The 24024-nt window shown below is 62.2% G+C and carries 28 protein-coding genes; 16 read left to right on the top strand and 12 right to left on the bottom strand.

The features are described from left to right. Nucleotides 1-11 precede the first annotated feature (11 nt). Complete coding sequence (locus tag QTL56_RS07755; protein WP_245136388.1) at nucleotides 12-500, top strand: fasciclin domain-containing protein; 489 nt, start codon at nucleotides 12-14, stop codon at nucleotides 498-500. A gap of 71 nt (nucleotides 501-571) precedes the next feature. Here QTL56_RS07755 and QTL56_RS07750 read toward each other — a convergent pair whose 3' ends face one another. The 3 genes from QTL56_RS07750 to hemF form a co-directional block, all read right to left on the bottom strand. Beyond that, nucleotides 572-760, bottom strand: coding sequence for a DUF1059 domain-containing protein (locus QTL56_RS07750; RefSeq protein WP_229574130.1), 189 nt, complete (start codon nucleotides 758-760; stop codon nucleotides 572-574). A gap of 127 nt (nucleotides 761-887) precedes the next feature. Further along, entirely contained in the window at nucleotides 888-1163 is a 276-nt protein-coding gene (locus QTL56_RS07745; protein WP_245136389.1) for a hypothetical protein, read from the bottom strand. Nucleotides 1164-1332: 169 nt separating this feature from the next. After that, a complete protein-coding gene (hemF, locus tag QTL56_RS07740) occupies nucleotides 1333-2247 on the bottom strand; it encodes an oxygen-dependent coproporphyrinogen oxidase (protein WP_229574126.1) in 915 nt (304 codons plus the stop codon). Between the two features lie 150 nt (nucleotides 2248-2397). Between hemF and QTL56_RS07735 the strand changes: the two genes are divergently transcribed. Further along, entirely contained in the window at nucleotides 2398-2658 is a 261-nt protein-coding gene (locus QTL56_RS07735; protein WP_229574124.1) for a hypothetical protein, read from the top strand. 156 nt (nucleotides 2659-2814) lie between these two features. Continuing rightward, a complete protein-coding gene (locus QTL56_RS07730) occupies nucleotides 2815-3765 on the top strand; it encodes a flagellin N-terminal helical domain-containing protein (protein ID WP_245136390.1) in 951 nt (316 codons plus the stop codon). Between the two features lie 72 nt (nucleotides 3766-3837). Here the strand turns inward: QTL56_RS07730 and QTL56_RS07725 are convergent, their stop codons facing one another. Beyond that, entirely contained in the window at nucleotides 3838-5151 is a 1314-nt protein-coding gene (locus QTL56_RS07725) for a cell envelope biogenesis protein OmpA (protein ID WP_245136391.1), read from the bottom strand. Nucleotides 5152-5304: 153 nt separating this feature from the next. Continuing rightward, complete coding sequence (locus QTL56_RS07720) at nucleotides 5305-5763, bottom strand: tRNA (cytidine(34)-2'-O)-methyltransferase (RefSeq protein ID WP_245136392.1); 459 nt, start codon at nucleotides 5761-5763, stop codon at nucleotides 5305-5307. A 368-nt stretch (nucleotides 5764-6131) separates the two neighbouring features. On the opposite strand from QTL56_RS07720, the gene QTL56_RS07715 reads away from it, so the two are divergent. From QTL56_RS07715 to QTL56_RS07675, 9 genes are all read left to right on the top strand, one after another. After that, a complete protein-coding gene (locus tag QTL56_RS07715; protein WP_245136393.1) occupies nucleotides 6132-8048 on the top strand; it encodes an ABC transporter ATP-binding protein in 1917 nt (638 codons plus the stop codon). 196 nt (nucleotides 8049-8244) lie between these two features. Continuing rightward, nucleotides 8245-10167 carry a HAMP domain-containing methyl-accepting chemotaxis protein gene (locus tag QTL56_RS07710; protein ID WP_245136394.1) on the top strand — a complete coding sequence of 641 codons (1923 nt, stop codon included), beginning with the start codon at nucleotides 8245-8247 and terminating at the stop codon, nucleotides 10165-10167. A gap of 202 nt (nucleotides 10168-10369) precedes the next feature. Beyond that, complete coding sequence (locus QTL56_RS07705; RefSeq protein ID WP_229574114.1) at nucleotides 10370-10834, top strand: DMT family transporter; 465 nt, start codon at nucleotides 10370-10372, stop codon at nucleotides 10832-10834. Between the two features lies 1 nt (nucleotide 10835). Beyond that, a complete protein-coding gene (locus tag QTL56_RS07700; protein ID WP_245136395.1) occupies nucleotides 10836-11258 on the top strand; it encodes a DMT family transporter in 423 nt (140 codons plus the stop codon). A 124-nt stretch (nucleotides 11259-11382) separates the two neighbouring features. Further along, nucleotides 11383-13254 (top strand): ABC transporter ATP-binding protein, encoded by a 1872-nt coding sequence (locus QTL56_RS07695; protein WP_245136396.1) that lies wholly within the window; start codon nucleotides 11383-11385, stop codon nucleotides 13252-13254. 271 nt (nucleotides 13255-13525) lie between these two features. Beyond that, on the top strand, nucleotides 13526-14104 hold the full coding sequence (petA, locus tag QTL56_RS07690) for a ubiquinol-cytochrome c reductase iron-sulfur subunit (protein ID WP_229574110.1): 579 nt from the start codon (nucleotides 13526-13528) through the stop codon (nucleotides 14102-14104). A gap of 14 nt (nucleotides 14105-14118) precedes the next feature. Next, a complete protein-coding gene (locus tag QTL56_RS07685) occupies nucleotides 14119-15387 on the top strand; it encodes a cytochrome b (protein ID WP_229574109.1) in 1269 nt (422 codons plus the stop codon). Between the two features lie 21 nt (nucleotides 15388-15408). Then, complete coding sequence (locus QTL56_RS07680) at nucleotides 15409-16284, top strand: cytochrome c1 (RefSeq protein ID WP_229574108.1); 876 nt, start codon at nucleotides 15409-15411, stop codon at nucleotides 16282-16284. Between the two features lie 118 nt (nucleotides 16285-16402). Next, nucleotides 16403-16945 (top strand): adenine phosphoribosyltransferase, encoded by a 543-nt coding sequence (locus tag QTL56_RS07675; RefSeq protein ID WP_245136397.1) that lies wholly within the window; start codon nucleotides 16403-16405, stop codon nucleotides 16943-16945. A gap of 16 nt (nucleotides 16946-16961) precedes the next feature. Here the strand turns inward: QTL56_RS07675 and QTL56_RS07670 are convergent, their stop codons facing one another. The 3 genes from QTL56_RS07670 to QTL56_RS07660 are packed head-to-tail and all read right to left on the bottom strand — an operon-like array spanning nucleotide 16962 to nucleotide 18390. Continuing rightward, nucleotides 16962-17438 carry a glutathione peroxidase gene (locus QTL56_RS07670; RefSeq protein WP_245136398.1) on the bottom strand — a complete coding sequence of 159 codons (477 nt, stop codon included), beginning with the start codon at nucleotides 17436-17438 and terminating at the stop codon, nucleotides 16962-16964. Then, nucleotides 17435-17923: a MaoC/PaaZ C-terminal domain-containing protein gene (locus QTL56_RS07665; RefSeq protein ID WP_245136399.1), complete on the bottom strand. Its 489-nt coding sequence runs from the start codon at nucleotides 17921-17923 to the stop codon at nucleotides 17435-17437. The genes QTL56_RS07670 and QTL56_RS07665 overlap by 4 nt, the downstream gene beginning before the upstream one ends. After that, nucleotides 17920-18390, bottom strand: coding sequence for a MaoC family dehydratase (locus tag QTL56_RS07660; RefSeq protein ID WP_245136400.1), 471 nt, complete (start codon nucleotides 18388-18390; stop codon nucleotides 17920-17922). The genes QTL56_RS07665 and QTL56_RS07660 overlap by 4 nt, the downstream gene beginning before the upstream one ends. A gap of 65 nt (nucleotides 18391-18455) precedes the next feature. Here QTL56_RS07660 and QTL56_RS07655 point away from each other — a divergent pair, with 65 nt between their 5' ends. Beyond that, nucleotides 18456-19115, top strand: coding sequence for a Crp/Fnr family transcriptional regulator (locus tag QTL56_RS07655; RefSeq protein ID WP_245136401.1), 660 nt, complete (start codon nucleotides 18456-18458; stop codon nucleotides 19113-19115). Nucleotides 19116-19228: 113 nt separating this feature from the next. Next, complete coding sequence (locus QTL56_RS07650; protein ID WP_245136402.1) at nucleotides 19229-19435, top strand: YgaP family membrane protein; 207 nt, start codon at nucleotides 19229-19231, stop codon at nucleotides 19433-19435. A 75-nt stretch (nucleotides 19436-19510) separates the two neighbouring features. Here the strand turns inward: QTL56_RS07650 and ychF are convergent, their stop codons facing one another. Then, nucleotides 19511-20614, bottom strand: coding sequence for a redox-regulated ATPase YchF (gene ychF / locus QTL56_RS07645; protein WP_245136403.1), 1104 nt, complete (start codon nucleotides 20612-20614; stop codon nucleotides 19511-19513). 111 nt (nucleotides 20615-20725) lie between these two features. Here ychF and clpS point away from each other — a divergent pair, with 111 nt between their 5' ends. Further along, nucleotides 20726-21034 (top strand): ATP-dependent Clp protease adapter ClpS, encoded by a 309-nt coding sequence (gene clpS / locus QTL56_RS07640; RefSeq protein ID WP_245136404.1) that lies wholly within the window; start codon nucleotides 20726-20728, stop codon nucleotides 21032-21034. Between the two features lie 48 nt (nucleotides 21035-21082). Here clpS and QTL56_RS07635 read toward each other — a convergent pair whose 3' ends face one another. Then, nucleotides 21083-21481, bottom strand: coding sequence for a RidA family protein (locus tag QTL56_RS07635; RefSeq protein ID WP_245136405.1), 399 nt, complete (start codon nucleotides 21479-21481; stop codon nucleotides 21083-21085). Nucleotides 21482-21647: 166 nt separating this feature from the next. Between QTL56_RS07635 and QTL56_RS07630 the strand changes: the two genes are divergently transcribed. Next, nucleotides 21648-22238 (top strand): TetR/AcrR family transcriptional regulator, encoded by a 591-nt coding sequence (locus QTL56_RS07630; protein ID WP_245136406.1) that lies wholly within the window; start codon nucleotides 21648-21650, stop codon nucleotides 22236-22238. A 33-nt stretch (nucleotides 22239-22271) separates the two neighbouring features. Here QTL56_RS07630 and prmB read toward each other — a convergent pair whose 3' ends face one another. Together prmB and pth are read right to left on the bottom strand one after the other, a co-directional pair. Next, the gene (prmB, locus tag QTL56_RS07625) at nucleotides 22272-23201 is read right to left on the bottom strand and encodes a 50S ribosomal protein L3 N(5)-glutamine methyltransferase (RefSeq protein ID WP_245136407.1); all 930 of its coding nucleotides are present in this window, start codon (nucleotides 23199-23201) and stop codon (nucleotides 22272-22274) included. A gap of 68 nt (nucleotides 23202-23269) precedes the next feature. After that, the gene (pth, locus tag QTL56_RS07620) at nucleotides 23270-23995 is read right to left on the bottom strand and encodes an aminoacyl-tRNA hydrolase (protein WP_245136408.1); all 726 of its coding nucleotides are present in this window, start codon (nucleotides 23993-23995) and stop codon (nucleotides 23270-23272) included. Nucleotides 23996-24024 lie beyond the last annotated feature (29 nt).

The raw sequence follows: 24024 nt of genomic DNA, 5'->3' as shown, positions 1-24024 counted from the left end.
GAGGGAATTCCATGAACCGTTTCATAGTCGCATGTGTCGCAGCCGGCATGACCTTCACCGTATCGTCCGCAAGTGCTGCCAATATCGTCGAGACTGCCCAGCAGGCCGGCAGTTTCAAGACATTGCATGCCGCCGCCCAGGCCGCAGGCCTGGTGGACGCGCTCTCGTCGGGCGGACCGCTCACGGTCTTCGCCCCGACCGACGAGGCCTTTGCTGCCCTGCCGGCGGGAACGGTTGAAAATCTGCTGAAGCCGGAGAACAAGGATCAGCTCGCCGCAATCCTGAGCTACCACGTCGTCGGTCGCGAACTGACTTCCACCATGCTGCCCGGTCGCACCATCCATGTCCGCACCATCAAGAGCGGCGGTGATCGCACACTGGCCGTGACCAAGTCAGGTTCGGGTGTCACAGTCGATGGCGCAAATGTGGTGTCGGCCGATATCCGCGCGGACAACGGCGTCATTCATGTCATCGACAAGGTCATGCTGCCCGCCAGCTGAGCGGGCGTGTTCACACCCGGGGCCGGCCGAGCGGGCCCCGGGTCATGCGCACCCGTGACCGGAAGCTTCTGTCAGGCCGGATTCGGTTGCTCGTCCCGGATGCGTTCCTTGATGTGGTCGACCATCGAGGGGCGAATGATGTCCTCGCCATGGGCGGTCCGCATGTGCTCGACAGCGCGTCTGACGACTTCGGCCTCCTCGTCGGCGCGTGTATGCCAATCGCAACCGGGGACCAGCGTTCCGCATTCGAAGCGTTTCATGATCGTTCCTCCATCGTCTCCTCAAAGAGGAGAAACGCAGAAATCGGGCTTATGTTCCCCGGCGCCGAACAAAAAAATGCCCGCACAGGGTGCGGGCAAGTCACTCGACGCGGTGGATTCGGTGTGATCAATCTGGCATGGCCCAGGCATGGAAGACCGCCCCTGCATTCGCCTTTCGGCCGAGATGGGCGCCACTTGCGACATCATTGGCGACGACGCGATCCGCCATGTCGCGGCCTGCCAGGCCCAGGCGTACCTGCTCGACGAAATAGGAATGGGGCAGATCGACATCACTTGATGCACGCAACTCTTCCGCCAATCGATCAATCAACTGGGGCGCTCCCATAGCGCGGTCGGCGGATTCACTGACGCGGGGTACGGACACTGAGCTGGATGGGGTCATCGCAATCTCCTCCTCGATACTGCGTGAGGCCGCAGAATGGCCTCGTGCCCGGTGGAGCGCAATGAAAACTGTCAAGTTCGTCCAACACAATCGCGTAAGCGGCGGAAAAGTCCTGCCATTCTTTTCTGTAAACTCGCCTGTGGATAACTGTGTCAGCGGTAACGCTCGATCAGGGATACCGCACGAGTGGGGGAAGCGAGGACAGGATTGATTCGACATTGCCGCCCGTCTTCAGGCCGAAGATCGTGCCACGGTCGTAGAGCAGGTTGAACTCCACGTAGCGGCCGCGGCGGACAAGTTGCTCCTCGCGGTCCTCGTCGGTCCACGGATTGTTGAAATTGGCGCGCACGATCTTCGGATAGACGAGATTGAAGGCGCGGCCGACATCCTGGACGAAGGCGAAATTGGCGTCCCAGCCCCCTTTCTGCTCGTCTGCCGTCAGCCAGTCGAAGAAGATCCCGCCAATGCCGCGTGCTTCATTGCGGTGCGGCAGGAAGAAATAATCCTCGCACCACTTCTTGTAGGCGGGGTAATCGGCGACCGCCGGATGGCGTTCGCAGGTGACTTCCATCGCGCGGTGGAAGAGGCGGGTGTCCGGATCATCCTGGGTGCGCCTGCGATCGAGCACAGGGGTCAAGTCGGCGCCGCCGCCAAACCAGTGGCTAGAGGTCACCACCATGCGGGTGTTCATGTGCACTGTCGGCACATGCGGATTGACGGGATGGGCGATCAGGGAAATGCCGGAGGCCCAGAAGCGGGGGTCTTCTTCCGCGCCCGGCATCTGCTTGCGGAATTCGGGCGAGAATTCGCCGTGCACGGTCGAGGTGTGCACGCCGACCTTTTCGAAGACGCGGCCGTACATCATCGACATGCGGCCGCCGCCGCCCTTGCCTTCCTCGCGCTGCCAGTCCTTTGCCTGGAAACGGCCAGGCTCGCGTTCCGACATCGGCCCGGTCAATTCCTGCTCCAGGGTCTCGAAGGAGGCGCAGATGGCGTCGCGCAGGCTTTCGAACCATGCACGCGCGGTCGACTTCTTGTCCTCGATATCCGCAGGCAGGCCTTTCGGCAGAACCGGTCGCTCCATGTCTTCCCTCACTTGCCTCTGGCAATTCTCGCGAGCGACAGGAATATCAGGTGAAATCCCGGGCGACCATATCGGGGTCGGGGTGTCCCCGGAAAATCGACTCGCGTTCCCGTTTGGACTGCATTAATCTGACTGTCCGCGAGGTGTTTCATGAAGAAGATGCCCGGCCCGCCGTCTTTCAACGGCTTGAAAAAGCGCATTGTCGACCGCCGTGCCGGTTCCGCCGGGCGCCTGGGAGGTCATTTCGTGCGGGAGACCTATTGCATGACCCGTGAAGAGGCCCGCGCCAAGGCTCGCGAATGGTTCGACACCTTTCCAAAGGCCGCCTACTGGACGGAAGTGGAGAGCTGGCGCCAGATCGATGGTGACCAGATCGAGTTCACCATGCGCCGGCTGCCTTCGGCCGATTGATGGTCGGGCCGGTCGATGGGGAGTGAAATCGACAATCCGCTAAAACTCTAACCTTCCACGAAAGCCTATCACAAAACCTCGCCGCTAACCTGATCCGTACATAGCCGGAATGATATCGGCGCCGGATCGACATGACATGCGACACAGGGTTTCCTCATGAGTTCAGATTTGCTCACTCCGTCACTGGCCCGTGCGGCGCCGATGGCAAGCGCATCTGCGTCTGTGCTCGAACGGACCATGAGGCAATCCGCAGTGCCAGACCCCGAGACGGTGGCGGACGCGTCCGCCTACTGGTCGATTGCCACCACGATGCGCCCCGGCAGTCTATCGATGGCCAGCGTGCAGGAAGCCAATGACATTGCGGTTGCAGTCACCGATACGGCAGCACTTGGCCTCGAGCAGGCGACTGACATCGTCGCGCAAATCCAGCAGAAGCTAATTTTCGCCAAGGCCGTCGGCGTCGATCGGGAAGGCATCAATGCCGACATTTCCCAGATGAAAACCGATCTCGGCACAGCGATCGACGAGAGCAGCTTCAATGGCGACAACTGGCTGAAGATGGAGGCTGGCGGGCGGCCGAAGGTCGCGTCGCTGATTGCCTCCGTCACCGTGGGCGAGGATCGCAGCCTGTCGATCAACATGGTCGATTTCGATACGGCCAGATCGACGCTCGTGTCCCGACAGGAGGCTCGGGACGGCACGTTGACCCGTGCCTATGGCGGCTCGACACTCGCCGGTGTGCCCTACAATTATTTCCTTCTGGATGCGGGCTCGCAAGAGCCGGCCGAAGCTGGCGCCCGTGAAATCCGCCTCGATCGTGGCACGACCAGCGACGAGATCGACGGCATGATCTCATCCCTCAACCGGGTGCTGATCGACATGGTCGGCGCAAGTGCCGCGGTCAACTCGACCCGCAATCAGGTGACCGGTGGCGGCCTCGGCGTTGCGGCGATCCAGGGGGCTTCGGAACTTGGCGTGAGCCGCCTGGTCGACAGTGAACTCAGTGAGCAAGGCGTGCACCTGATGGCCGAGAAGGTTCAGGAGCAATTGCAGTCCTCTTCCCTCAACATCGCCAATGTTTCGATGACGGCCTGGTTGAAACTCTGATCGCAAGGCCCTGATCCGGAATCGAAAAGGCCCGCTTCGCGCGGGCCTTGATGTTTCGGCTGCCGCGCCCTGTCAGGTCTTCGGACGCGTGCGCTTACCACGGCCTCGCGGCAGCGGGGCCATGATCGGTGTCACAGGTTTTCGGCCGGCCGGCGGGGGCGTTTTGCCTTCCGGCGGGGCCGAGGCCTTCGCTGATTGCGTGACGTCGGCTGCTGACGGAGGTTCGTCCACCTGCGACGACGGGGCTGGTGCCGTGGCTTCGACGGCGACAGGTGTCTCCGGTTCGGGGCTGGCCATCGGCGGGACGGGTTGCTCTTCGATCACAGGCGGGGCTGCGTCTTCGACGGCCTCGACAATTTCCGCCGCTTCTGCTGCGACTTTGGTCGCGGCTGGCGCGAGCGGTGCTTCTACGACCTGTGCTGACGCGTTTTCGGCCGCGGGGGCCTTGTCGTTCAGGATCTCGCCGAGGATCTTCGTCACCTGGAGGGCACCTGGCAGATCGGTGTTCGTCGAGTGGCCGCAAAAGGGGACCTTGATGTCGGCTGCAATCTTGGGGCGTGAATTCATCTCGCCGAACCAGTCGAGTTCGCCAACGACGTCGATCACCTCCGTGAAGGCATCCGGCATCTTGATGCGGCCACCGAAGGTCACGATGCGGGCGGTCCTGGCGAGAGTTTCGACCCGGCCCGGATCACGGACCTCAAGGGCTTCAAGAGCGTCGGCGATGACGCGGTTGCCGCGTGAATGGCCTGCGATGAGTGTAAAGTTGAGCGTCGCATCGTCGAGCAGGGTGGCCACGGTATCGCTGTCGAGACCGGTGCGGCGGTCGGTGTCGGCGTCCTCGTCACGCTTGCCGTAGGCGCCGAGCTTCGGACGGCCGACGACGTCGTCGATGACTTCGAGATTGCTGCGGATATGGCCGAGCCAGCCGAAGAGGAAGGCACCACCGATGGCCTCATTGACGATGTCGCCGAGACCGTAGCCGGAAACGACGGCCGCCACCGGCGCGCCGATCGCATCGGCCACATTGCGGGCAAAGGCGGCGGCACCGATGGCCGAGCCACCAATGCCGGCCACGGCCATGGCGCGCACGTTCCGGCCGCCACACAGGCGGAATTCGTCGACACTGTCGCAGAGGGTCAGCATGCCGCCACCGGTTGGCGGGACGATCATGATCAGGCCTTCCGAGGCGATGCTGTCGCTGATGTAGAAGGCTTCGTCAGCCGTGAGCGCCTTGACGTCGTAGTAGAGGGCGTCGATGCCGGTGTTGCGGAGGCGCCAGGGTTCGAGTGCCGCGTTGCGCATCGTGCGGTGCCGGACGCGCTCGGGGAAGCTCAAGGATCGGGCGAACTGGGTGAGGCCCAGGGCGAATGCTGTCTCGAACATGACTTCATCTCCCATTTTGCTGCAATGCAGCATATCTCGTTTCGGGTGAATTCGCAATTGCCGATGGACGTGCCTGTGCCGTCACGATGGAGCCATCCTAATCCATGGCCGGATGGCGCGCCTTGACTTCTGTCTGGTTCGAATGGGCCGGGGTCAGATTCCGGTCTGGCGGAGCGCTTCGCCGGTGATCATCGCAGCCGACATGGCGACGTTGATCGACCTCTGCCCCTCGATCATCGGAATGATGATCCGGTGATCGGCACCATCGTGCACGTGATCGGGAACGCCGGCGCTCTCGCGTCCGAAAAGAAGGATGTCGTTGGCTGCGTAGTCGAAGGTGGTGTAGGGCAGGGCGGCCCGGGTGGAGGCGAGGACGAGGCGGCGGCCCTGCGCCTTTCGCCAGGTGTCGAAACGCTCCCAGTTGACGTGACGGGTCATGGCGACGCTTGCGAGATAATCCATGCCCGATCGCTTGAGGTTCTTGTCGGAGAGCACGAAGCCGGCCGGTTCGATGATGTCGACCTGCAGCCCGAGGCAGGCGGCAAGCCTCAGGATGGTCCCGGTATTGCCGGGGATGTCGGGCTGATAGAGAGCGATACGAAGGTCGGACATGGGAGGCTCTTAGGCGATCCGCATCTGGTGCTCAAGCATCGCCGTATGCCTTGGCTTTGCTCTGTGATCCGAGTGCAACAGTTGCCGCTGAAAGTCGCGCGCGCCGGAAATGCCGGCTGGCAAAAAACGCGCGCGCCCGCTAGAACGAGGCTCTTGTCCACACGCAAGCGGGAGGGCCATCGATGGATCTATTCGGTATTTCGCGCCAGCCCCGATTTATGGCTCTTGGCGCCTGAGCGCGTCACTGCTGCTTCCTTTCCCAAACTGATTCATCCTGCGGCCGCAACTGGCCTCAATCATTGATTTATTCGCGTTTCTGCGGCGCCCATTTCCCGGTGCCGCCTGCGCGCCATTTCTGGAGACTTTCCATGTTCTCGTGGTTCGAAAACCGCCTGAATCCGTATCCAGCCGGTGAGCCGACGCTGCCTCCCACGGGGCTCGTCGCCTTCTGCTGGCACTACACAAAGCCGGCCGGCTGGTGGCTGGTGCTGCTTGGCCTGTGCTCGGGGCTGATCGCGGTTGCCGAAGTGTTTCTCTACCAGTTCCTCGGCAATATCGTGGACTGGCTGTCGACGGCGGATCGCGCCACCTTTCTGCAGACAGAGGGCGGCACGCTTGCCTGGATGGCGGCGCTGCTCCTGATCGGCCTGCCGCTGATTGGTGTCGTGCACACGATCACCATGCACCAGGTGCTGGCCGGCAATTTTCCGATGATCGCGCGCTGGCAGATGCACCGCTTCCTGCTGCGCCATTCGATGACCTTCTTCGCCAACGAATTCGCCGGTCGCGTCTCGACCAAGGTGATGCAGACGGCGCTGTCGATCCGCGAAAGCGTGATGAAGATCATCGACGTCTTCATCTATGCCGTGACCTTCTTCGTTTCGATGCTGGCGCTGGTCGCGTCCGTCGACTGGCGTCTCGGCGTGCCGCTGGTGCTGTGGCTGGCGGTCTACGCGCTGATCCTGCGCTACTTCATTCCGAAACTGCGCAAATCCTCCAGCGAGCAGGCGGATGCCCGCTCGATGATGACGGGGCGGATCGTCGACAGCTACACGAACATCGGCACGGTAAAGCTGTTTTCGCATGCCGGCCGCGAGGAGACCTATGCGCGCGAAGGCATGGACGGGTTCCTCGGCACCGTGCACCGGCAGATGCGGCAGATTTCACTGCTCAATATCTGCGTCGATATCAACAATGCCATCGTGCAGTTCTTCGTTGCAGCGCTCGGCATCTGGTTCTGGCTGAACGGGACGGTCTCCGTTGGCGCGATCGCGGTCGCCATCGGCCTGTCCATGCGTATCAACGGCATGTCGCAATGGATCATGTGGGAAGTTGCAGCCCTGTTCGAAAACATCGGCACTGTCTATGACGGCATGGGCATGATGACGAAGGGGCATGACATCGTCGACAAGCCCGACGCCAGGTCCCTCGCCGTACCGGAAGGCGAGATCGTCTATGACGGCGTGCGCTTCCACTATGGCAAGCAGAAGGGCGTGATCGAGGATTTCTCCCTGACCATCAGGGCGGGCGAGAAGGTCGGCCTCGTCGGACGCTCCGGTGCCGGCAAGACGACGCTGATGAACCTGCTCCTGCGGTTCTACGACATCGAGAAGGGCAAGATCCTCGTCGATGGCCAGGACATATCGACTGTGAGCCAGGACAGTCTTCGGGCGCTGGTCGGTGTCGTGACGCAGGACACGTCGCTCCTGCATCGCTCGATCCGCGACAACATCGCCTATGGGCGGCCGGATGCCACGGATGCGGATGTGATCGAAGCGGCGAAGCGGGCGAATGCGTGGGAGTTCATCCAGGGGCTCTCCGACATGCAGGGGCGCAGCGGTCTCGACGCTCATGTGGGAGAACGCGGCGTGAAGCTCTCCGGCGGACAGCGGCAGCGTATCGCGATCGCCCGGGTCTTCCTCAAGGATGCGCCGATCCTCGTTCTCGACGAGGCGACGTCTGCGCTCGACTCGGAAGTCGAGGCGGCGATCCAGGAGAGCCTGTTCAAGCTGATCGAGGACAAGACGGTCATCGCGATTGCTCACCGGTTGTCGACGCTGACGCAGATGGACCGGCTGATCGTGCTCGACAAGGGACGGATCGTCGAAGAGGGGACGCATCAGCAGCTGGTGCAGACCGGCGGGATCTATGCGGATCTGTGGAACCGTCAGTCGGGCGGGTTCCTGCCGGACCAGACGGATCCGGAGGACGAGCTGGAGAAGACCCGCAAGGCCGAAGAAGAGGCCAAGGCGCTCGACCAGTCGGCAGACGCGGCGGCGGAGTAATCCGTCGCCAGATGCCAAACCGATCCGGAGAGGGGGCAGCGATGCCCCCTTTTCCATTCGGTGCGCAGCCACTGGACCTGTGGACGAGGCAAGAATTGCCATTCGGGCCGTAAGGCTTTGTTAGAATTCAGATTGGCATGGAGGAATGTCGGCTTTCTCCGACAGTTCCGTCCCGTTTCAATCCTGGATTTCAGTCGTGAAAAATCTCAAGATCAGAATACTTCTGCCGCTGCTCTTCGGCCTCATGGTCATCGTCTCGCTCGGCCAGGGCGCCATTGCCTTGCGCTCTGTCACGGACATGACAGGGCAATTGGAGGCCTTCGACAATCGGCTTGATCGATCGATGATGATCGCGGATGTCGAATCTCAACTCGGCGAAGTCCGTCGGATGAACCTGATGATCCTCAGCGCCGGCACTTCGGCGGAGAAGAAGGCGCTGGCAGAGAAGGTCGCCGCCATGCGCGATCGGCTGGATGCGTCGATTGCCACTTTCGACGGTGGAATTGCCCTTGCGGATGTGCGGGAGCGTTTCGACGCGTTCAAGGCGGCAAACAGCGAATATCAGGCGCTTGGCCAGACATTGGTCGAGCAGGCGCTTGCGTCCAAGATCTACCAGGCCAAGGACACGATCGCTCAGATGGCGCCCATTGGCGATGCGATGGATCTGAGCCTGAACGACATCAGCGAGATCAACCATCGTGCCGGTGACAAGGTCGCAGCAGAGGCGCTTTCTTCATCGTCGCTGGCCTTGCAGCTGTCGATTGCCGCTGTTCTTGTCGCAGCCTTCGTTGCCCTTGCCGCAGCCTATGTTTCAGTCACCCGCGTGGCACGTCCGATTTCGGCCATCACCGGTGCCATGCGGGGGCTTGCTGCGGGCGATACGGACACGGCCATCCCTTATGCCGGCCGCACGGACGAGATCGGCGACATGGCTGCTGCCGTATCGGTTTTCCGCGACAATGCGATCGAACGCATCGCGCTGGAACGTCAGGCCGAGGAAAACCGTTCGCTGAGCGAGAGCGAACGTCTGCTGCGCGAGGAACAGCGGGCCCGGGAAGCAGCCGAGGTGCAGTTTGCCGTGGACCGTCTGGCCGGCGGATTGCAGAAGCTTTCGGATGGGGACCTCGTGGTCGAGATCGAGGACCGCTTTGCCGATCACCTCGATCCGCTGCGTCTGAACTTCAACCATTCCGTCGAGCGACTGCGCGACGCCATGCGCGCCGTGGGCGACAATGCCCGGGCGATCGATGCCGGTGCCGGCGAAATGCTGGCGGCCGCCGAGGATCTGTCGAAGCGGACCGAGCAGCAGGCGGCCTCCGTCGAGGAGACCGCAGCCGCGCTCGAACAGGTGAGCACGGCGGTCAAGGACAGCGCGGTTCGCGCCGAAGAGGCCGGCGCGCTGGTGTCTCGGACGCGAATCGGTGCCGAACGGTCGGGCGACGTCGTGCGACGGGCGGTCGATGCCATGCAGGCGATCGAGAAGTCGTCGGTCGAAATCTCGAACATCATCGGCGTGATCGACGAGATTGCGTTCCAGACCAATCTTCTGGCCCTGAATGCGGGCGTCGAGGCCGCGCGTGCCGGGGAAGCCGGCAAGGGATTTGCAGTCGTCGCCCAGGAAGTGCGTGAACTGGCACAGCGCTCGGCCAATGCGGCAAAGGAGATCAAGGGGCTCATCACCGCATCCGGCGAGCAGGTGCGCAACGGCGTCGCTCTCGTCGGCGAGACGGGTCAGGCCCTGCAGGTGATCGTTGGCGAAGTTCAGGAGATCAACCAGAACGTTGCAGCGATCGTCACCTCGGCACGCGAGCAGTCCACCGGTCTTGCCGAGATCAGTTCTGCAGTCAACCAGATGGACCAGGGGACGCAGAAGAATGCGGCCATGGTGGAGCAGTCGACGGCCGCCTGCCATGGTCTGGCGCAGCAGGCGAGCGCGCTGACGCTGTTGCTCGGCCAGTTCCGGCTGGGCGAGGAGGCCTATCGCCCCGCGGCTCCCCGCCTGGCACCGGCGCAGCCGGCAAGCCAGCCGCAGGCATCGCCGGCAAGGGCGCTCGGTCGCAAGCTCGTCAATGCCTTCAAGGGCAATACGGCGGCGGCTGCCGAATGGTCGGAGTTCTGACGGCCGCGACGGAAACGACCAGGTGTTTGAAACGGGGCAGCGATGCCCCGTTTCGCATTTTGCAGTCTGCCGGCATTCATGGCGCTGATCGGTTCATTCTTCGAATTGGCTTGTCTGCGCAACCCGGTGAGGGCTATGCGATCGCTTAGCCCGGGCGTCCGACTTCCGGCAGCTATCCGGGCGACAGGCCCTCAGGAGTGACATGCACAGACATATCGACTGGATCTGGGCGGTTCTCGCCGGCGTGCTGCTTGCGGTCATGGTGACCATCAACAGCGGCCTTGCTGCGCTGACCACGCCGTTTACCGCCTCGTGGGTGGTGCATGGGGTGGGTGGGATCGTCGCATTTTTCCTGTTGCTCGCGAATGGCGCCGTGGCGCGCCGGGCAGGGCGCATGCCTGCGCGCGGCAGGGCGCCGCTGTGGTCGTATCTCGGCGGCGCGCCGGGCGCATTTGCTGTGGCGCTAAGCTCGATCGCGGTCAATTCCGAACTGGCGCTGGCCGGTGGCCTGTCGCTGCTTCTCGTCGGGCAGATCCTGTTTGGTCTCCTCTCCGATCAGTTCGGCCTCTTCGGCACGCCGAAACGCAGCCTCAACCGTTTCGATTTCCTGGCGACTGCCTGTGTCATCGGCGGTAGCGCGCTGCTCATCTTCTCGAAGGGGGCGTGACATGCTGGGTGCCGTTTTCATTGCACTGATCGGCGGGGCCGCGGTCGGCATGAGCCGTTCGATCAACGGGCGGCTGACCATGGATCGCGGGGCTTTCACCGCATCCGCATGGAACCACTGGATCGGTTTCCTGCTGCTCAGCCTCTATGTTTTCACCCTGCACCGTATCGGCCTGCCGCTTCTGGCGGATGTGCCGGCCTTCTATTTCGTCGGCGGGATCATCGGCGCCTGCTTCGTCGTCATCAGCTCCTATGTCTTTCCGCGAATCGGGGCTGCCCGCTCGGGCCTTCTGATCATTGGCGGACAGATGATCACGGGGCTCGTCATCGACCTCGCGCGCGGAACGGCCGAATTTCATCCGGGCCAGCCGGCGGGCGTGGCGCTGATTCTGGCGGGCATCTATCTCACTCGCTACACGCGCTAGGGCAGGGCTCTGCGCCGAGGTCCGACACGGCCCGGCGCGTCGCTCCACCGACCTGATGAAATTGTCATGTGGCTGGGTGCGCAAAGGCTTTGCCGTTCTCGGCAAACGGCCTATATCGCTCGTCATGTTTCAAGCTGTCGCCCGCTTCTTCGAAAACTGGCTCGATCCTTTCGCCCGATCGGACAATCTGCGTCCGCCGGAGAAAACCTGGGCCTTCGTGTGGTTCTATGTCAGCCAGGCGAGGTTCGCGTTTTTCCTCATGGCGGTCTTCGGCGGAGCCGTCGCCATGCTCGAGGCTGGGCTGTTCTGGTTCGTCGGACGGCTGGTCGATCTTCTCGATACCGTGCCCAAGGATGCCGGTTGGGACGGGCTGCTTGCAGCCCATGGCGGCGAGTTGCTCGTCATGGCGGCGATCGTCCTGATCGGTCGTTTCGTGGTGGTGACGGTCGGGGCGCTCGTCGAGGAACAGGTGATCGTCCTGAACTTCTTCAATCTCGTGCGCTGGCAGGCGCATGCGCATGTGGCGCGCCAGTCGCTCTCCTTCTTCCAGAATGATTTTGCCGGCCGCATCGTCACCAAGGTCTGGTCGGCGGGACAGTCGACCGGGGATCTGCTGACCTCGCTGCTGCAGGTTGTCTGGTTCATGGTGATCTATACGGTTTCAACCATGGCGCTGGTCGCGCAGCTCGACTGGCGGCTCGCGGCGATCATCGGGGCATGGGTTGCGATCTTCCTGGTGCTGGCCCGCTATTTCGTGCCCAAGATCCGCTTTCATGCCAGGGAAACGGCGGAAGCGGCCTCCATGCTCAACGGCCGCCTGGTGGACAGTTATTCCAATATCCAGACGCTGAAGCTCTTTGCCCGCGAGCGGCAGAACGACCACTATATCCGGTCCGGGTTCGACCGCTTCCAGGACACGCTGAGACCTTTTGCACGGCTTTTGACCGGCGTGCGCGCCTCGCTTGCCATCCTCTCGGGGTTCATGATCCTGATGGTGGCGCTGCTCTCCGTCGACCTGTGGTTTGCCGGTGCCGTCACGGCAGGGGGCGTTGCCTTTACGCTCGGCTTGGTCTTGCGGCTCAACATGCTGCTCGGCCGCATGATGACCCAGCTCAATGGCATCATGCGCAATATCGGCACGATCCAGAACTCGGCCGAACTCGTGGCGAAGCCGATCGGTCTGACCGACAGGCCGGATGCTGCAAAGCTCGAGGTGAAATCGCCGGAGATCCGTTTCGAGGATGTGAGTTTCCACTATGGCCGCAAGAAGGGCGCGATCGACCATCTGACGCTGACCATCGAGGCCGGCGAGAAGGTCGGCATTGTCGGGCGTTCGGGGGCCGGCAAGTCGACGCTCGTCAACCTTCTGTTGCGCTTCTACGACATCGAGGGCGGTCGCATCGTGATCGACGGGCAGGACATTTCGACAGTGACGCAGGAGAGCCTGCGCTCGCAGATCGGCATGGTCACCCAGGATACGGCGCTCCTGCATCGCTCGATCCGAGACAATGTTCTCTTCGGCCGTGAGGATGCAAGCGACGAACAGCTGATCAAGGCGGCGGAGCGGGCGGAAGCGCTCGAGTTCATCCAGCGACTGGAAGACCAGCGTGGGCGAAAGGGCTTCGACGCGCATGTCGGAGAACGGGGCGTCAAGCTTTCCGGCGGCCAGCGCCAGCGGATCGCGATTGCCCGCGTCATGCTGAAGGATGCACCGATCCTGGTGCTGGATGAGGCGACGTCTGCACTCGACAGCGAGGTCGAGGCAGCGATCCAGTCCAATCTCGACCGATTGATGCAGGGCAAGACCGTGCTGGCCATCGCGCACCGGCTTTCGACCATCGCAGCCCTGGATCGTCTCGTGGTGATGGACAAGGGCCGGATCATCGAGCAGGGGACCCATCAGGAACTGGTGGCGCTTGGCGGGCTCTATTCCGAGCTCTGGGCCCGCCAATCCGGCGGTTTCCTCGATGCGGGCGCCGACATGCAGCCGGCCTGAGTTCGAAGGCCTGCCGAACTCGCGGCTGCAACTCTCTGCATTGCTTGATAAACTGCCGCTCACACTTGCGTTAAATCAAGCAATTGGGGATGGTGTCCCTGAAATCCGCGACATCGTGGCTCGTTGTCTGCGGAAGACTGGACAGATTAGATTATCGGGCTTAGAACGCGCCAATCTGGCGGGGAATCTGTGGCTGCTCCGTGGCCAAATTGTGATTCCGCTGCGGGGGCAAATGCGGTGTGTCGCAGGATTGCGAGAGGAAAAAGTGACCGTGAGCGAACACGAGACAACGACAGAACATGCGGGCGAGCCTACGCGCCGCGACTTTCTCTACATGGTAACCGGCATGGCCGGCGCGGTCGGTGCGGCTTCGTTCGCCTGGCCGTTCATCGACCAGATGCGCCCGGATGCATCGACGCTCGCGCTCGCTTCGATCGAAGTGGACGTATCGGCGCTCGAGCCGGGCATGTCCCTGACGGTCAAATGGCGCGGCAAGCCGGTGTTCATCCGCAACCGCACCGAAAAGGAAGTCGAAGAAGCGAACGCCGTTCAACTGGCCGAGCTCAAGGATCCGGTGGCGCGCAACGCCAACGTGGATAGTGCTGCCGATGCGACGGACCTTGCGCGTTCGGCCGGTGAGGGCAAGGAAAACTGGATCGTCATGATCGGCTCCTGCACCCATCTGGGCTGCGTGCCGCTCGGTCAGGCCGGCGATTTCGGTGGCTGGTTCTGTCCCTGCCACGGCTCGCACTATGATACGGCGGGCCGTATCCGCAAGGGTCCTGCACCGACCAACCTGCCGGTGCCGACCTTTGCATTCACATCCGACACTGTCATCACGATCGGCTGAGGGGATAAGATACAATGAGTGGCCATTCGAGTTACCAGCCGTCCACCGGCGTCGAGAAGTGGATTGATGCGCGCCTGCCGCTGCCGCGTCTGATGTATGACAGCTTCGTCTCCTATCCGGTGCCGCGCAACCTGAACTATGCCTATACCTTCGGTGGCATGCTCTCGATCATGCTGGTCGTGCAGATCCTGACCGGTGTCGTGCTCGCCATGCATTATGCGGCCGAGACGACGGTTGCCTTCACCTCGGTCGAAAAGATCATGCGTGACGTCAACAATGGCTGGCTGCTGCGCTACATGCATGCCAACGGCGCATCGTTCTTCTTCATCGCCGTCTACCTGCATATTGCACGCGGCCTCTACTACGGCTCGTACAAGGCACCCCGCGAAATCCTCTGGATCCTCGGCGTGGTGATCTTCCTTCTGATGATGGCAACCGCCTTCATGGGCTATGTTCTGCCCTGGGGTCAGATGTCCTTCTGGGGCGCGACGGTCATCACCGGCTTCTTCACCGCCTTCCCCTTCGTCGGGGAGTGGATCCAGCAGTTCCTGCTGGGTGGCTTTGCCGTCGACAACCCGACGCTGAACCGCTTCTTTGCGCTGCACTACCTGCTGCCGTTCATGATCGCCGGTGTGGTCATCCTGCACGTCTGGGCCCTGCACGTCACCGGTCAGACCAACCCGACCGGTGTCGAAGTCAAGTCGAAGACCGATACGGTCCCCTTCACGCCCTATGCGACGCTGAAGGATGCTCTGGGTCTCTCCGTCTTCCTTCTGGTCTTCGCCTATTTCGTCTTCTACATGCCGAACTATCTCGGTCACCCGGACAACTACATCCCGGCTGACTCGCTGAAGACCCCGGCGCATATCGTTCCGGAATGGTACTTCCTGCCGTTCTACGCCATGCTGCGCGCGATCACCTTCAATGTCGGCCCGATCGACTCGAAACTCGGCGGCGTTCTGGTGATGTTCGGTGCGATCATCGTCCTGTTCTTCCTGCCCTGGCTCGATACGTCCAAGGTCCGCTCGGCCGTGTACCGTCCCTGGTACAAGCTGTTCTTCTGGATCTTCGTCGCAAACTCCATCCTGCTGGGCTGGCTCGGCGCCATGCCTGCGGAAGGCATCTATGTCATCCTGTCGCAGGCGGGTACTGCCTACTACTTCGGCTTCTTCCTCGTGATCATGCCGTTGCTCGGTCTGTTCGAGACGCCAAGGCGCATCCCGAATTCGATCACCGAGGCGGTTCTCGAAAAAAGCGGCAAGTCCGCTGCTGCCCAAGCCTGAGCACGTGAGAGGAAGATACCAATGAAAAAGCTTGTCACGAGCATCGCGCTGATCGCAGCCCTGGCCGGGTTTTCCGGTCAGGCGCTGGCAGCTGAAGGTGGCGATCTGGCCGAACTGACGCATCATGCCGCGCAGACGGGTCACTACCCGATCCTGAAGCCCGAGCTGATGGACTGGTCGTTCGCCGGCCCGTTCGGCAAATACGACAAGGGCCAGCTGCAGCGCGGCCTGAAGGTCTATACGGAAGTCTGCGCCGCCTGTCACTCGATGGAACTCGTCGCCTTCCGTACCCTGGAAGACCTTGGCTATTCTGAAGCCCAGGTGAAGGCATTCGCGGCGAATTACGAAGTGACCGACGGCCCGAATGCCGATGGTGAAATGTACACCCGTGCGGCTGTTGCATCCGACCACTTCCCTTCGCCCTTCCCGAACAAGGAAGCGGCTGCTGCGTCCAACAACGGGGCAGCTCCGCCGGACTTCTCGCTGATCGCCAAGGCGCGCGGCGTGACCCGCGGCTTCCCAACCTTCGTCTTCGACATCTTCACCCAGTACCAGCAGGGCGGCCCGGACTACATCCATGCGCTGCTCACCGGCTACCAGGAACCGCCGGAAGGCATCGAAGTCGCCGAGGGTACGCATTACAACCCGTACTTCATCGCCGGCCAGTCACTGGCCATGGCTCAGCCGATCTCGGACGGCCAGGTGACCTATGACGACGGTTCGCCGGAAACGCTCGATCAGTATTCGCGCGACGTTTCCGCCTTCCTCATGTGGACTGCAGAACCGCATCTGGAAGACCGCAAGCGCATGGGCTTCATGGTCCTGGTCTTCCTCGCGATCTTCACCGCGCTGATCTACCTGACGAAGAAGTCGGTCTACGCAAACAAGGAACACTGATCCGCAGGGATTAGGTTTCACGGAAAAGGCGGTCTCCGGACCGCCTTTTTTATTGGGGGGCCATGCCAATCTTGGTACAGTCCCGCGCAACTCCTTCCCGACACAATTCGGATGCCCCATGACCAAGATCGCCCATGAACTCGCCGCCGCCATCCGTTCGATTCCCGACTACCCGAAGCCGGGAATCATCTTTCGTGACATCACGACTTTGCTCGGGGATGCCCGGGCGTTTCGCCGGGCGATCGACGAGCTGGTGCAGCCCTATGCCGGGCTGAAGATCGACAAGATCGCAGGCATGGAAGCACGCGGCTTCATCCTCGGCGGCGCGGTCGCACACCAGCTGTCAGCCGGCTTCGCGCCGATCCGCAAGAAGGGCAAGTTGCCGCATGAGACCGTCCGTATCGCCTACAGCCTGGAATATGGCGTGGACGAGATGGAGATCCACATGGATGCGGTCAAGCCTGGCGAGAAGGTGATCCTCGTCGACGACCTGATTGCCACCGGTGGTACGGCTGTTGGCGCGGTTCAGCTTCTGCGGCAGATCGGGGCGGATGTGGTTTCCGCCTGCTTCGTCATCGACCTGCCGGAGCTCGGTGGTCGCAAGAAGCTCGAGGCGCTTGGCGTCGAGGTTCGCACACTGGTGGAATTCGAGGGGCACTGAGCCCCTCGACGGCGCCTCAGGCGGCCAGCGCGCTGGTGATGTCCGCCTCGATATCGGCGGGTGGCGTGCGCGGTGAATAGCGGGCGATCGGCTTGCCGTCGCGGCCGACGAGAAACTTGGTGAAGTTCCAGCCGATCTCCGTGCCCTGTTCGCCGCCTGGCGTTTCAGTCTTCAGATAAGCGTAAAGCGGATGGGCGCCTTCGCCGTTGACCTCGATCTTGGCAAAGAGCGGGAAGGTGACGGCGAACTGGGTTTCGCAGAAGAGTGCGATTTCCTTTTCCGTGCCGGGCTCCTGTCCGCCGAACTGGTTGCAGGGGAAGCCGAGCACGACGAGACCGGGATGGGTTTCGTGCAGCTTTTCGAGGCCCGCATATTGCGGGGTCATTCCGCAGGCGCTCGCCGTATTGACGATGAGCAGCACCTTGCCGGCATAGTCCTTCAGGCTGCATTCTGTGCCGTCGATAGCGGTCAGGGTGAAATCATGGATGCTCACGGCTCTATTTCCTCGTCGGGGAAGAATTCGATCAGGTTGCTCTTGAAGCGCAGCACCGTCTCGCCGTGCTGGTTGACGCCCTCGGAAAGCGCCGAATTGAGAATGTAGCGATGCCGCCCCTGAACCGTGCGGCTTCCGAGCGGGCTCATGTAGAAGGTGATCGTGTCTTCGGCATAGACGGGTTTCAGCCACTGCAGTTCCGAGAACCCGGGCGAGGGGCCGAGCTTCGGTGGGGCGAGACCATCGGCGAGCAGGCGCTTCGTCTCTCTCTCCCAAAAAGCAATAAAACTCTTCATCCAGTTGGCGCAGGTGTGCCAGCCGGAGGCACAGAGCGCGCCGAAGACATAGGACTTTGCGGCCTCGGCGTCGACATGGAAGGGCTGCGGGTCGAATTGCTCGGCGAACCGGATGATGTCCTGCGCTGTGAAAACAACGGTGCCGAGTTGCAGGCGAGTGCCGGCGGGATAGAGGTCGAGCATTCTCATGATACGGCATCCACGCTTTCGCGGCGACGGACCATGATCGAATTCTTCGCCCTCAGCACCAGTTCGCCGCGCTGGTTGAAGAGTTCATGGGCAAAGGTGACGATGCCGAGATGGGGGCGCGAGCGCATAGGGCGGACTGCCTCGACGGTCGAGTGCCCGCTCAGCGTGTCATCGGCGAGTACCGGCTTGCGCCACTGCATCACATCGATGCCGGGCGCGCCTTCGGAAGCGGTGCCAAGCACATAGGCGTCGATCATCAGGCGCATGAAGAGGCTGGACGTATGCCAACCGGAAGCGGACAGGCCGCCAAGGATGCTGGCCTTGCCGGCTTCCTCAGTCAGATGCATGGGCTGAGGGTCGAACTCGGTGGCGAAGGCGATGATTTCCGTGGCCGATACGGTGCGGGGGCCGAGATCGAAGCGGCGTCCCTGGGTGAAGTCTTCGTAGTGAAGCCTGTCAGGCTGCATGCGCCCTGTTCTCCAATCGGTGGTATGTGCTTTAAAGTTCTTAAGCGGAAATCGAGAGGTGGTCCATGGTGGGTTGGGTCGATCAGGCGGGCTTTCTGGCGTCGCTGGACGCCGATGCCCGCCATGCGCTGGAGGGGCTGAAGCCTCTGCATGTGCCTCATCGCACCACGCTGTTCAGGCCCGGTGACCAGGCCCAGGGTTTCGTGCTTCTGCTGTCCGGACGGATCGGGGTGTATCTCACCGGGCGCAATGGCCGCGAACTTCTGCTTTATGCGGTGACGCCCGGCGAGACCTGCGTGCAGACGACCCTGGGAGTGCTCGGTGGCGCGCCCTATAGCGGCGAAGCGATTGCCGAGAGCGATCTCGTGGCCGTCATGGTTCCGCCCGCCACATTCGAGCGCCTCATGGCCTCGTCGACGGCCTTTCGCAAATACGTCTTCAAGGCCTTTGCCGCGCGGCTCGCCGATCTGATGTTCGTCCTGGAACAGGTGGCTTTCGTGAAGGTAGAGCAGCGGCTGGCGCATGCGCTGCTTGAGCGTGCGGACGGGGACGGGGTGGTGTCTCTGACGCACCAGGAAATGTCCGTGATCATCGGCACGGCACGCGAGGTGGTCTCACGACGGCTCGAAGCACTGGCGTCGAAGGGCGTGATTTCGGTCGAACGCGGCGCGATCCGAATTGTCGAGCGGGAGGAGCTTTTGCGCATGGGAAGCGACCCGCAGTAATCGTCACCGGCAAGCACGGCTCTCCTGCTCCGAGCCGGTGACTTAGTCACCGACCGCAGTCTCGCCTGAGGTTAAACTCTTTCAATCGCTGATGGAAACCGGAGGGAAAAGCCATGTTTGCCAAAAATGTCGGAAGTGTCGACCGCATCCTGCGCATCGTCGCGGGCCTTGTCTTGCTGTCGCTCTTCTTTATCTATCCCGATTCTTCCTGGCGCTATTTTGCCCTGATCGGCATCGTGCCGCTCGCAACGGGCCTGATGTCCAGCTGCCCGCTCTACTCGATCTTCGGGATTTCGAGCTGCCCGGCGAAAAAGGTCTGAGCCTTCATCTGTCAAAGAAAACAGGCCGCGATTGGATCGCGGCCTGTTTTCTATCTTGATCCCTGCTCGATGCGATCAGGTGTTGAAGCGGAAGTGGATGACGTCGCCGTCCTGGACCACGTATTCCTTGCCTTCGTCGCGGCCCTTGCCGGCTTCCTTGGCGCCGACTTCGCCCTTGAAGGCAATGTAGTCGTCATAGGAAATGGTGAAGGCGCGGATGAAACCGCGTTCGAAATCGGTGTGGATAACGCCAGCGGCGGCGGGTGCCTTGGTGCCGCGGACAATGGTCCAGGCACGGCATTCCTTCGGGCCGACGGTGAAGTAGGTGATGAGGTCCAGCAGATGGTAACCGGCGCGGATCAGGCGGTCGAGGCCGGCTTCGTCGAGGCCGAGGGCTGCGAGGAATTCGACTGATTCTTCTTCCGGCAGCTGGGCCACTTCGGCTTCGATGGCGGCCGAGATGATGACGCATTCCGCGCCCTGTTCCGTCGCCATCTGGGCAACGGCTTCCGTGTGCTTGTTGCCGGTTGCGGCGTCACCTTCGGCGACGTTGCAGACGTAGAGGACCGGATGCGAGGTGAGGAGGTTGAGGCCCTTGAGGATCTCGATCTCGTCGGCAGCCATCGTCTTCAGGAGAAGACGGGCCGGCTTGCCCTCGTTCAGCAGCTTCACCACCTGTTCCATGATCGGCAGCTGGGCGGTGGATTCCTTGTCCTTGGAGGCGGCGCGCTTGCGGGTCTGCTCGACGCGGCGCTCAAGGCTTTCAAGGTCGGCGAGCATGAGCTCGGTCTCGATCGTGTCGGCGTCGCCGACCGGGTCGATCTTGCCTTCGACATGGGTGATGTCGTCGTCCTCGAAACAGCGCAGCACGTGGACTACGGCATCGACTTCGCGGATGTTGGCGAGGAACTTGTTGCCGAGGCCTTCTCCCTTCGACGCGCCGCGCACGAGGCCGGCGATGTCGACGAAGGAGATGCGGGTCGGGATGATTTCCTTGGAGCCGGCGATGTCGGCGAGCTTCTTCATGCGCGGATCGGGAACGGCCACTTCACCGGTGTTCGGCTCGATCGTGCAGAAGGGATAGTTGGCTGCCTGGGCTGCCGCCGTCTTGGTCAGCGCGTTGAAGAGAGTGGACTTGCCGACATTCGGAAGCCCGACGATACCGCATTTGAAGCCCATGGCTCTGAATACCTGCTCGGGATGGATTTTCGTTGCCCACGCCTATGGGGTATAGGAGGGACATGGTCAAGTGTTGCGGCCCCCGGAGGGCCTGAAGTTGCCGGAGGAATGATGGCGAAGGATACAGTGCTGACGCCGAAGACGGTGACCAAGCCGAAGGTCGAGAAGCCGAGGCTCTACAAAGTGCTTCTGCACAATGACGACTATACGCCGCGTGACTTCGTCACGATCGTGCTCAAGGTCGTCTTCCGGATGAGTGAGGAAACGGGCTACCGGATGATGATGACGGCGCACAAGTTCGGGTCGGCCGTGGTTGTCGTCTGCACGCGCGAGATTGCGGAGACGAAGGTGACGGAGGCGATGGATCTCGCCAAGGAGGCGGGCATGCCGCTGTTGTTCACGGCGGAACCGGAGGAGTGAGGACGCGGGTTCTCGCGTCCTCCTGACAGGCGCAGCAAGACCGTTAGCCTAGGTTGCCTGCGGTATCCGTGCGATCACCTTGATCTCGAAATCGAAGCCGGCGAGCCAGTTGACGCCAACAGCCGTCCAGTTCGGATAGGGCGGGGCGGGGAAGACTTCCGCCTTCACCTGCATGATCGCCCCGAACTGGCTTTCCGGGTCGGTGTGGAAGGTGGTGACGTCGACGAGGTCGGCCAGGGTGCAGCCGGCTGCGGCGAGGGTTGCCTGGAGATTGGCGAAGGCACGGCGCACCTGGGAGATGAAGTCCGGCTCGGGCGTGCCGTCATCGCGACTGCCGACCTGACCGGAGACGAAGAGGAGATCCCCGGTGCGGATTGCGGCGGAATAGCCGTGCTGCTCGTAGAGCGCGTGCCGGTTGGCGGGGAAGACGGGTTCAGGCTTGGTCATGCTTTTCCTTTCGGGCAGGCGACGCCGTTCGGCCCGAAGGACGGGCCGTTGAAATGCCGCTTGGCTGCGGGTCGAAGATTTCATATACGTTGCGTATGTGGATCTACTCGCATACGGGGCGTATGTCAAATTACATACGGTGTGTATCTGAAGCTCGGAGGATGGCGTGAGGCGTACACGATCGGAAAGTATGGAGGAAAATCGCGGCAAGCTGATCACGGCTGCGCGCAAGGCCTTTGCCGAGAAGGGCTTTGCGGATGCCTCCATGGATGCGCTGACGGCCGAGGCGGGGCTGACGCGCGGCGCGCTCTACCACAATTTCGGCGACAAGCGGGGGCTGTTTGCCGCCGTCGTCAACCAGATTGATGGCGATATGGCCCAGCGGGCCAAGCGGCGTGGGGCTGCGGCCGGCGAGGGGTGGGATGCGCTCCTGGCCGAAGGGGCGGCCTATATCGAGATGGCCCTCGATCCCGAGGTGCAGCGCATCGTGTTGCTCGACGGTCCGGCCGTGCTTGGGGATCCCTCGTTGTGGCCGAGCCAGAATTCCTGCCTCCAGGCGACCCGCCAGGCGGTCGAGGACCTGATGTCGCAAGGCGTGCTCAAGCCTGTCGATGCGGAAGCCGCTGCGCGGCTGATCAGCGGGGCGGCGCTGAATGCCGCCATGTGGGTTGCTGCCAGCGCCGAGCCGGAGAGCGTGCTCCCAAAGGCGCAGGAGGCGTTTCAGGCGCTGGCCGAGGGGCTTCTGGCGACACGGTGATGGTCGCCGGGAAAAGGCGCCCCCTGCCTTTCCTCACTTGCCCTGCTTCGCCTTTACGCCCAATGCTTCGGCGCTGATCCAGAACACTGCATCTTCCTCTTCCGTCGTCTCGACCCAGAGGAAGTCGAGATCTGGGAATTCGGCTTCGAGAATGTCGCGGCCACGGCCGATTTCGCAGAGCATGCCGCCGCCGGGGTTCAGGTGTTTCGGAGCCTCGGCGAGCAGTGTCCGGACGAGGTCGAGGCCGTCCTCGCCGCCGTCATGGGCCATGGCGGGTTCGGCACGGTATTCGGCCGGGAATTCTTCCATGGCCTCGTGATCGACATAGGGCGGATTGGTGATGATGAGATCGAACTTGCGGCCTGATAGCGGCGTGAAGAGGTCGCCCTGGTGCAGCGTCAGCTGGTCTTCCAGACCATAGGCCTGGCGGTTCTTTTCCGCGACTTGCAACGCATCGGCCGAGAGATCGACGGCGTCGATCGCCGCCAGGGGATAGAAGCGGGACGCGAGGATGGCGAGGCAGCCGGAGCCGGTGCAGATGTCGACGACGCTTTCGACGGCGAAGGGGTCGGGCAGAAAGGTCGAGCCGAATTCGCCGCCATATTCGTTGAACAGGATCTCGCCGATATGCGAACGCGGCACGATCACGCGTTCGTCGACGAAGAAGCGCAGACCCTGGATGTAGGAGCGGCCGGTGAGATAGGCCGATGGCTTGTGGGTGGCGACACGCGTCTCGATACGGTCTGCAAGCAAGCGGCGCTCGGCGGGCAGAAGTTTCGCGTCGAGGAAGGGATCGAGCGTATCGATTGGCAGGTCGAGGCTGTCGAGCAGGAGGAAGGCGGCATCGTCGACGGCTGTGTGGGTGCCATGGCCGTAGCTCAGTTCCGCAGCGTTGAAGCGCGATATCGCGTAACGCCAGTAGTCGCGCAGGGTGACGAGGTCGGTGGTGATGTCGTGGCTCATGGCGGTCTTCCGGTCGTTTTGCGCGTGTGTCGGTTGCGGGCAGGGGAGGTGCCCTTGAAAACAGGATGTCAGTCGCTCTTGGGGCCGAACATCTTTTTCAGCATCTCGGCCATGGGCCCCTTCTCGGGGAGCTTCTTCGGCTGATTGAAATTGCGGGCCTGATGGATATGGGACTGGGCAGGCTTCGGGCCTTTGGGCGCCTTTGCGGGCTTTTCGTCCTCGGCCTTGGCGCCGGTCGCCAGCGCCAGTTTGTTCATCAGCTGCGAGTCTTCACCGCGCACGAGCATCTCGGCATTGTCGGCGAGCGTTTCGAGCAGCGGATCCAGCCATTCGGCATCCACCTTGGCAAAGTCCCCGAGCACGTGGTTGTGGACCTTGGACTTGTCGCCGGGATGGCCGATGCCGAGGCGCAGGCGCCGGTAGTTCAGGCCGCAATGGGCGTCGAGCGACTTGATGCCGTTGTGTCCGCCATGGCCGCCGCCAGTCTTGATGCGGGCCTTGCCGGGCAGGAGGTCGAGTTCATCGTAGATGGCGATGAGGTCTGCGGGTGAAAGCTTGTAGAAGCGCATGGCCTCGCCGACGCTTTCGCCCGACAGGTTCATGAAGGTCTGCGGCTTGATCAGCATGACCTTCTCGCCGGCGAGCGTGCCTTCCGCGATTTCGGCCTTGAACTTCTTTGCCCATGGCGAGAAGCCGTGGCGGCGCTGGATCGCGTCGACAGCCATGAAGCCGATATTGTGCCGGTTCTTCTGATATTGCGCACCGGGATTGCCGAGGCCGGCCAGGATGATCATCGCCCGAGATCCGTCTTGATGTTCTTTTG

Source organism: Peteryoungia algae, assembly GCF_030369675.1.
Taxonomy (GTDB): Bacteria; Pseudomonadota; Alphaproteobacteria; order Rhizobiales; family Rhizobiaceae; genus Allorhizobium; species Allorhizobium algae.
This window is presented reverse-complemented; position numbering and strand designations above follow the sequence as displayed.

Coding starts and splice junctions, on each gene's coding strand:
- QTL56_RS07650 (WP_245136402.1), top strand. CDS start 19,229: ATGTTTGCCAAAAATGTCGGAAGTGTCGACCGCATCCTGCGCATCGTC.
- QTL56_RS07635 (WP_245136405.1), bottom strand. CDS start 21,481: ATGACCAAGCCTGAACCCGTCTTCCCCGCCAACCGGCACGCGCTCTAC.
- QTL56_RS07665 (WP_245136399.1), bottom strand. CDS start 17,923: ATGAGAATGCTCGACCTCTATCCCGCCGGCACTCGCCTGCAACTCGGC.
- QTL56_RS07660 (WP_245136400.1), bottom strand. CDS start 18,390: ATGCAGCCTGACAGGCTTCACTACGAAGACTTCACCCAGGGACGCCGC.
- prmB (WP_245136407.1), bottom strand. CDS start 23,201: ATGAGCCACGACATCACCACCGACCTCGTCACCCTGCGCGACTACTGG.
- QTL56_RS07720 (WP_245136392.1), bottom strand. CDS start 5,763: ATGTCCGACCTTCGTATCGCTCTCTATCAGCCCGACATCCCCGGCAAT.
- QTL56_RS07700 (WP_245136395.1), top strand. CDS start 10,836: ATGCTGGGTGCCGTTTTCATTGCACTGATCGGCGGGGCCGCGGTCGGC.
- QTL56_RS07705 (WP_229574114.1), top strand. CDS start 10,370: ATGCACAGACATATCGACTGGATCTGGGCGGTTCTCGCCGGCGTGCTG.
- QTL56_RS07730 (WP_245136390.1), top strand. CDS start 2,815: ATGAGTTCAGATTTGCTCACTCCGTCACTGGCCCGTGCGGCGCCGATG.
- QTL56_RS07750 (WP_229574130.1), bottom strand. CDS start 760: ATGAAACGCTTCGAATGCGGAACGCTGGTCCCCGGTTGCGATTGGCAT.
- clpS (WP_245136404.1), top strand. CDS start 20,726: ATGGCGAAGGATACAGTGCTGACGCCGAAGACGGTGACCAAGCCGAAG.
- QTL56_RS07745 (WP_245136389.1), bottom strand. CDS start 1,163: ATGACCCCATCCAGCTCAGTGTCCGTACCCCGCGTCAGTGAATCCGCC.
- QTL56_RS07680 (WP_229574108.1), top strand. CDS start 15,409: ATGAAAAAGCTTGTCACGAGCATCGCGCTGATCGCAGCCCTGGCCGGG.
- pth (WP_245136408.1), bottom strand. CDS start 23,995: ATGATCATCCTGGCCGGCCTCGGCAATCCCGGTGCGCAATATCAGAAG.
- ychF (WP_245136403.1), bottom strand. CDS start 20,614: ATGGGCTTCAAATGCGGTATCGTCGGGCTTCCGAATGTCGGCAAGTCC.
- QTL56_RS07755 (WP_245136388.1), top strand. CDS start 12: ATGAACCGTTTCATAGTCGCATGTGTCGCAGCCGGCATGACCTTCACC.
- QTL56_RS07715 (WP_245136393.1), top strand. CDS start 6,132: ATGTTCTCGTGGTTCGAAAACCGCCTGAATCCGTATCCAGCCGGTGAG.
- QTL56_RS07675 (WP_245136397.1), top strand. CDS start 16,403: ATGACCAAGATCGCCCATGAACTCGCCGCCGCCATCCGTTCGATTCCC.
- hemF (WP_229574126.1), bottom strand. CDS start 2,247: ATGGAGCGACCGGTTCTGCCGAAAGGCCTGCCTGCGGATATCGAGGAC.
- QTL56_RS07725 (WP_245136391.1), bottom strand. CDS start 5,151: ATGTTCGAGACAGCATTCGCCCTGGGCCTCACCCAGTTCGCCCGATCC.
- QTL56_RS07695 (WP_245136396.1), top strand. CDS start 11,383: ATGTTTCAAGCTGTCGCCCGCTTCTTCGAAAACTGGCTCGATCCTTTC.
- QTL56_RS07735 (WP_229574124.1), top strand. CDS start 2,398: ATGAAGAAGATGCCCGGCCCGCCGTCTTTCAACGGCTTGAAAAAGCGC.
- QTL56_RS07685 (WP_229574109.1), top strand. CDS start 14,119: ATGAGTGGCCATTCGAGTTACCAGCCGTCCACCGGCGTCGAGAAGTGG.
- QTL56_RS07655 (WP_245136401.1), top strand. CDS start 18,456: ATGGTGGGTTGGGTCGATCAGGCGGGCTTTCTGGCGTCGCTGGACGCC.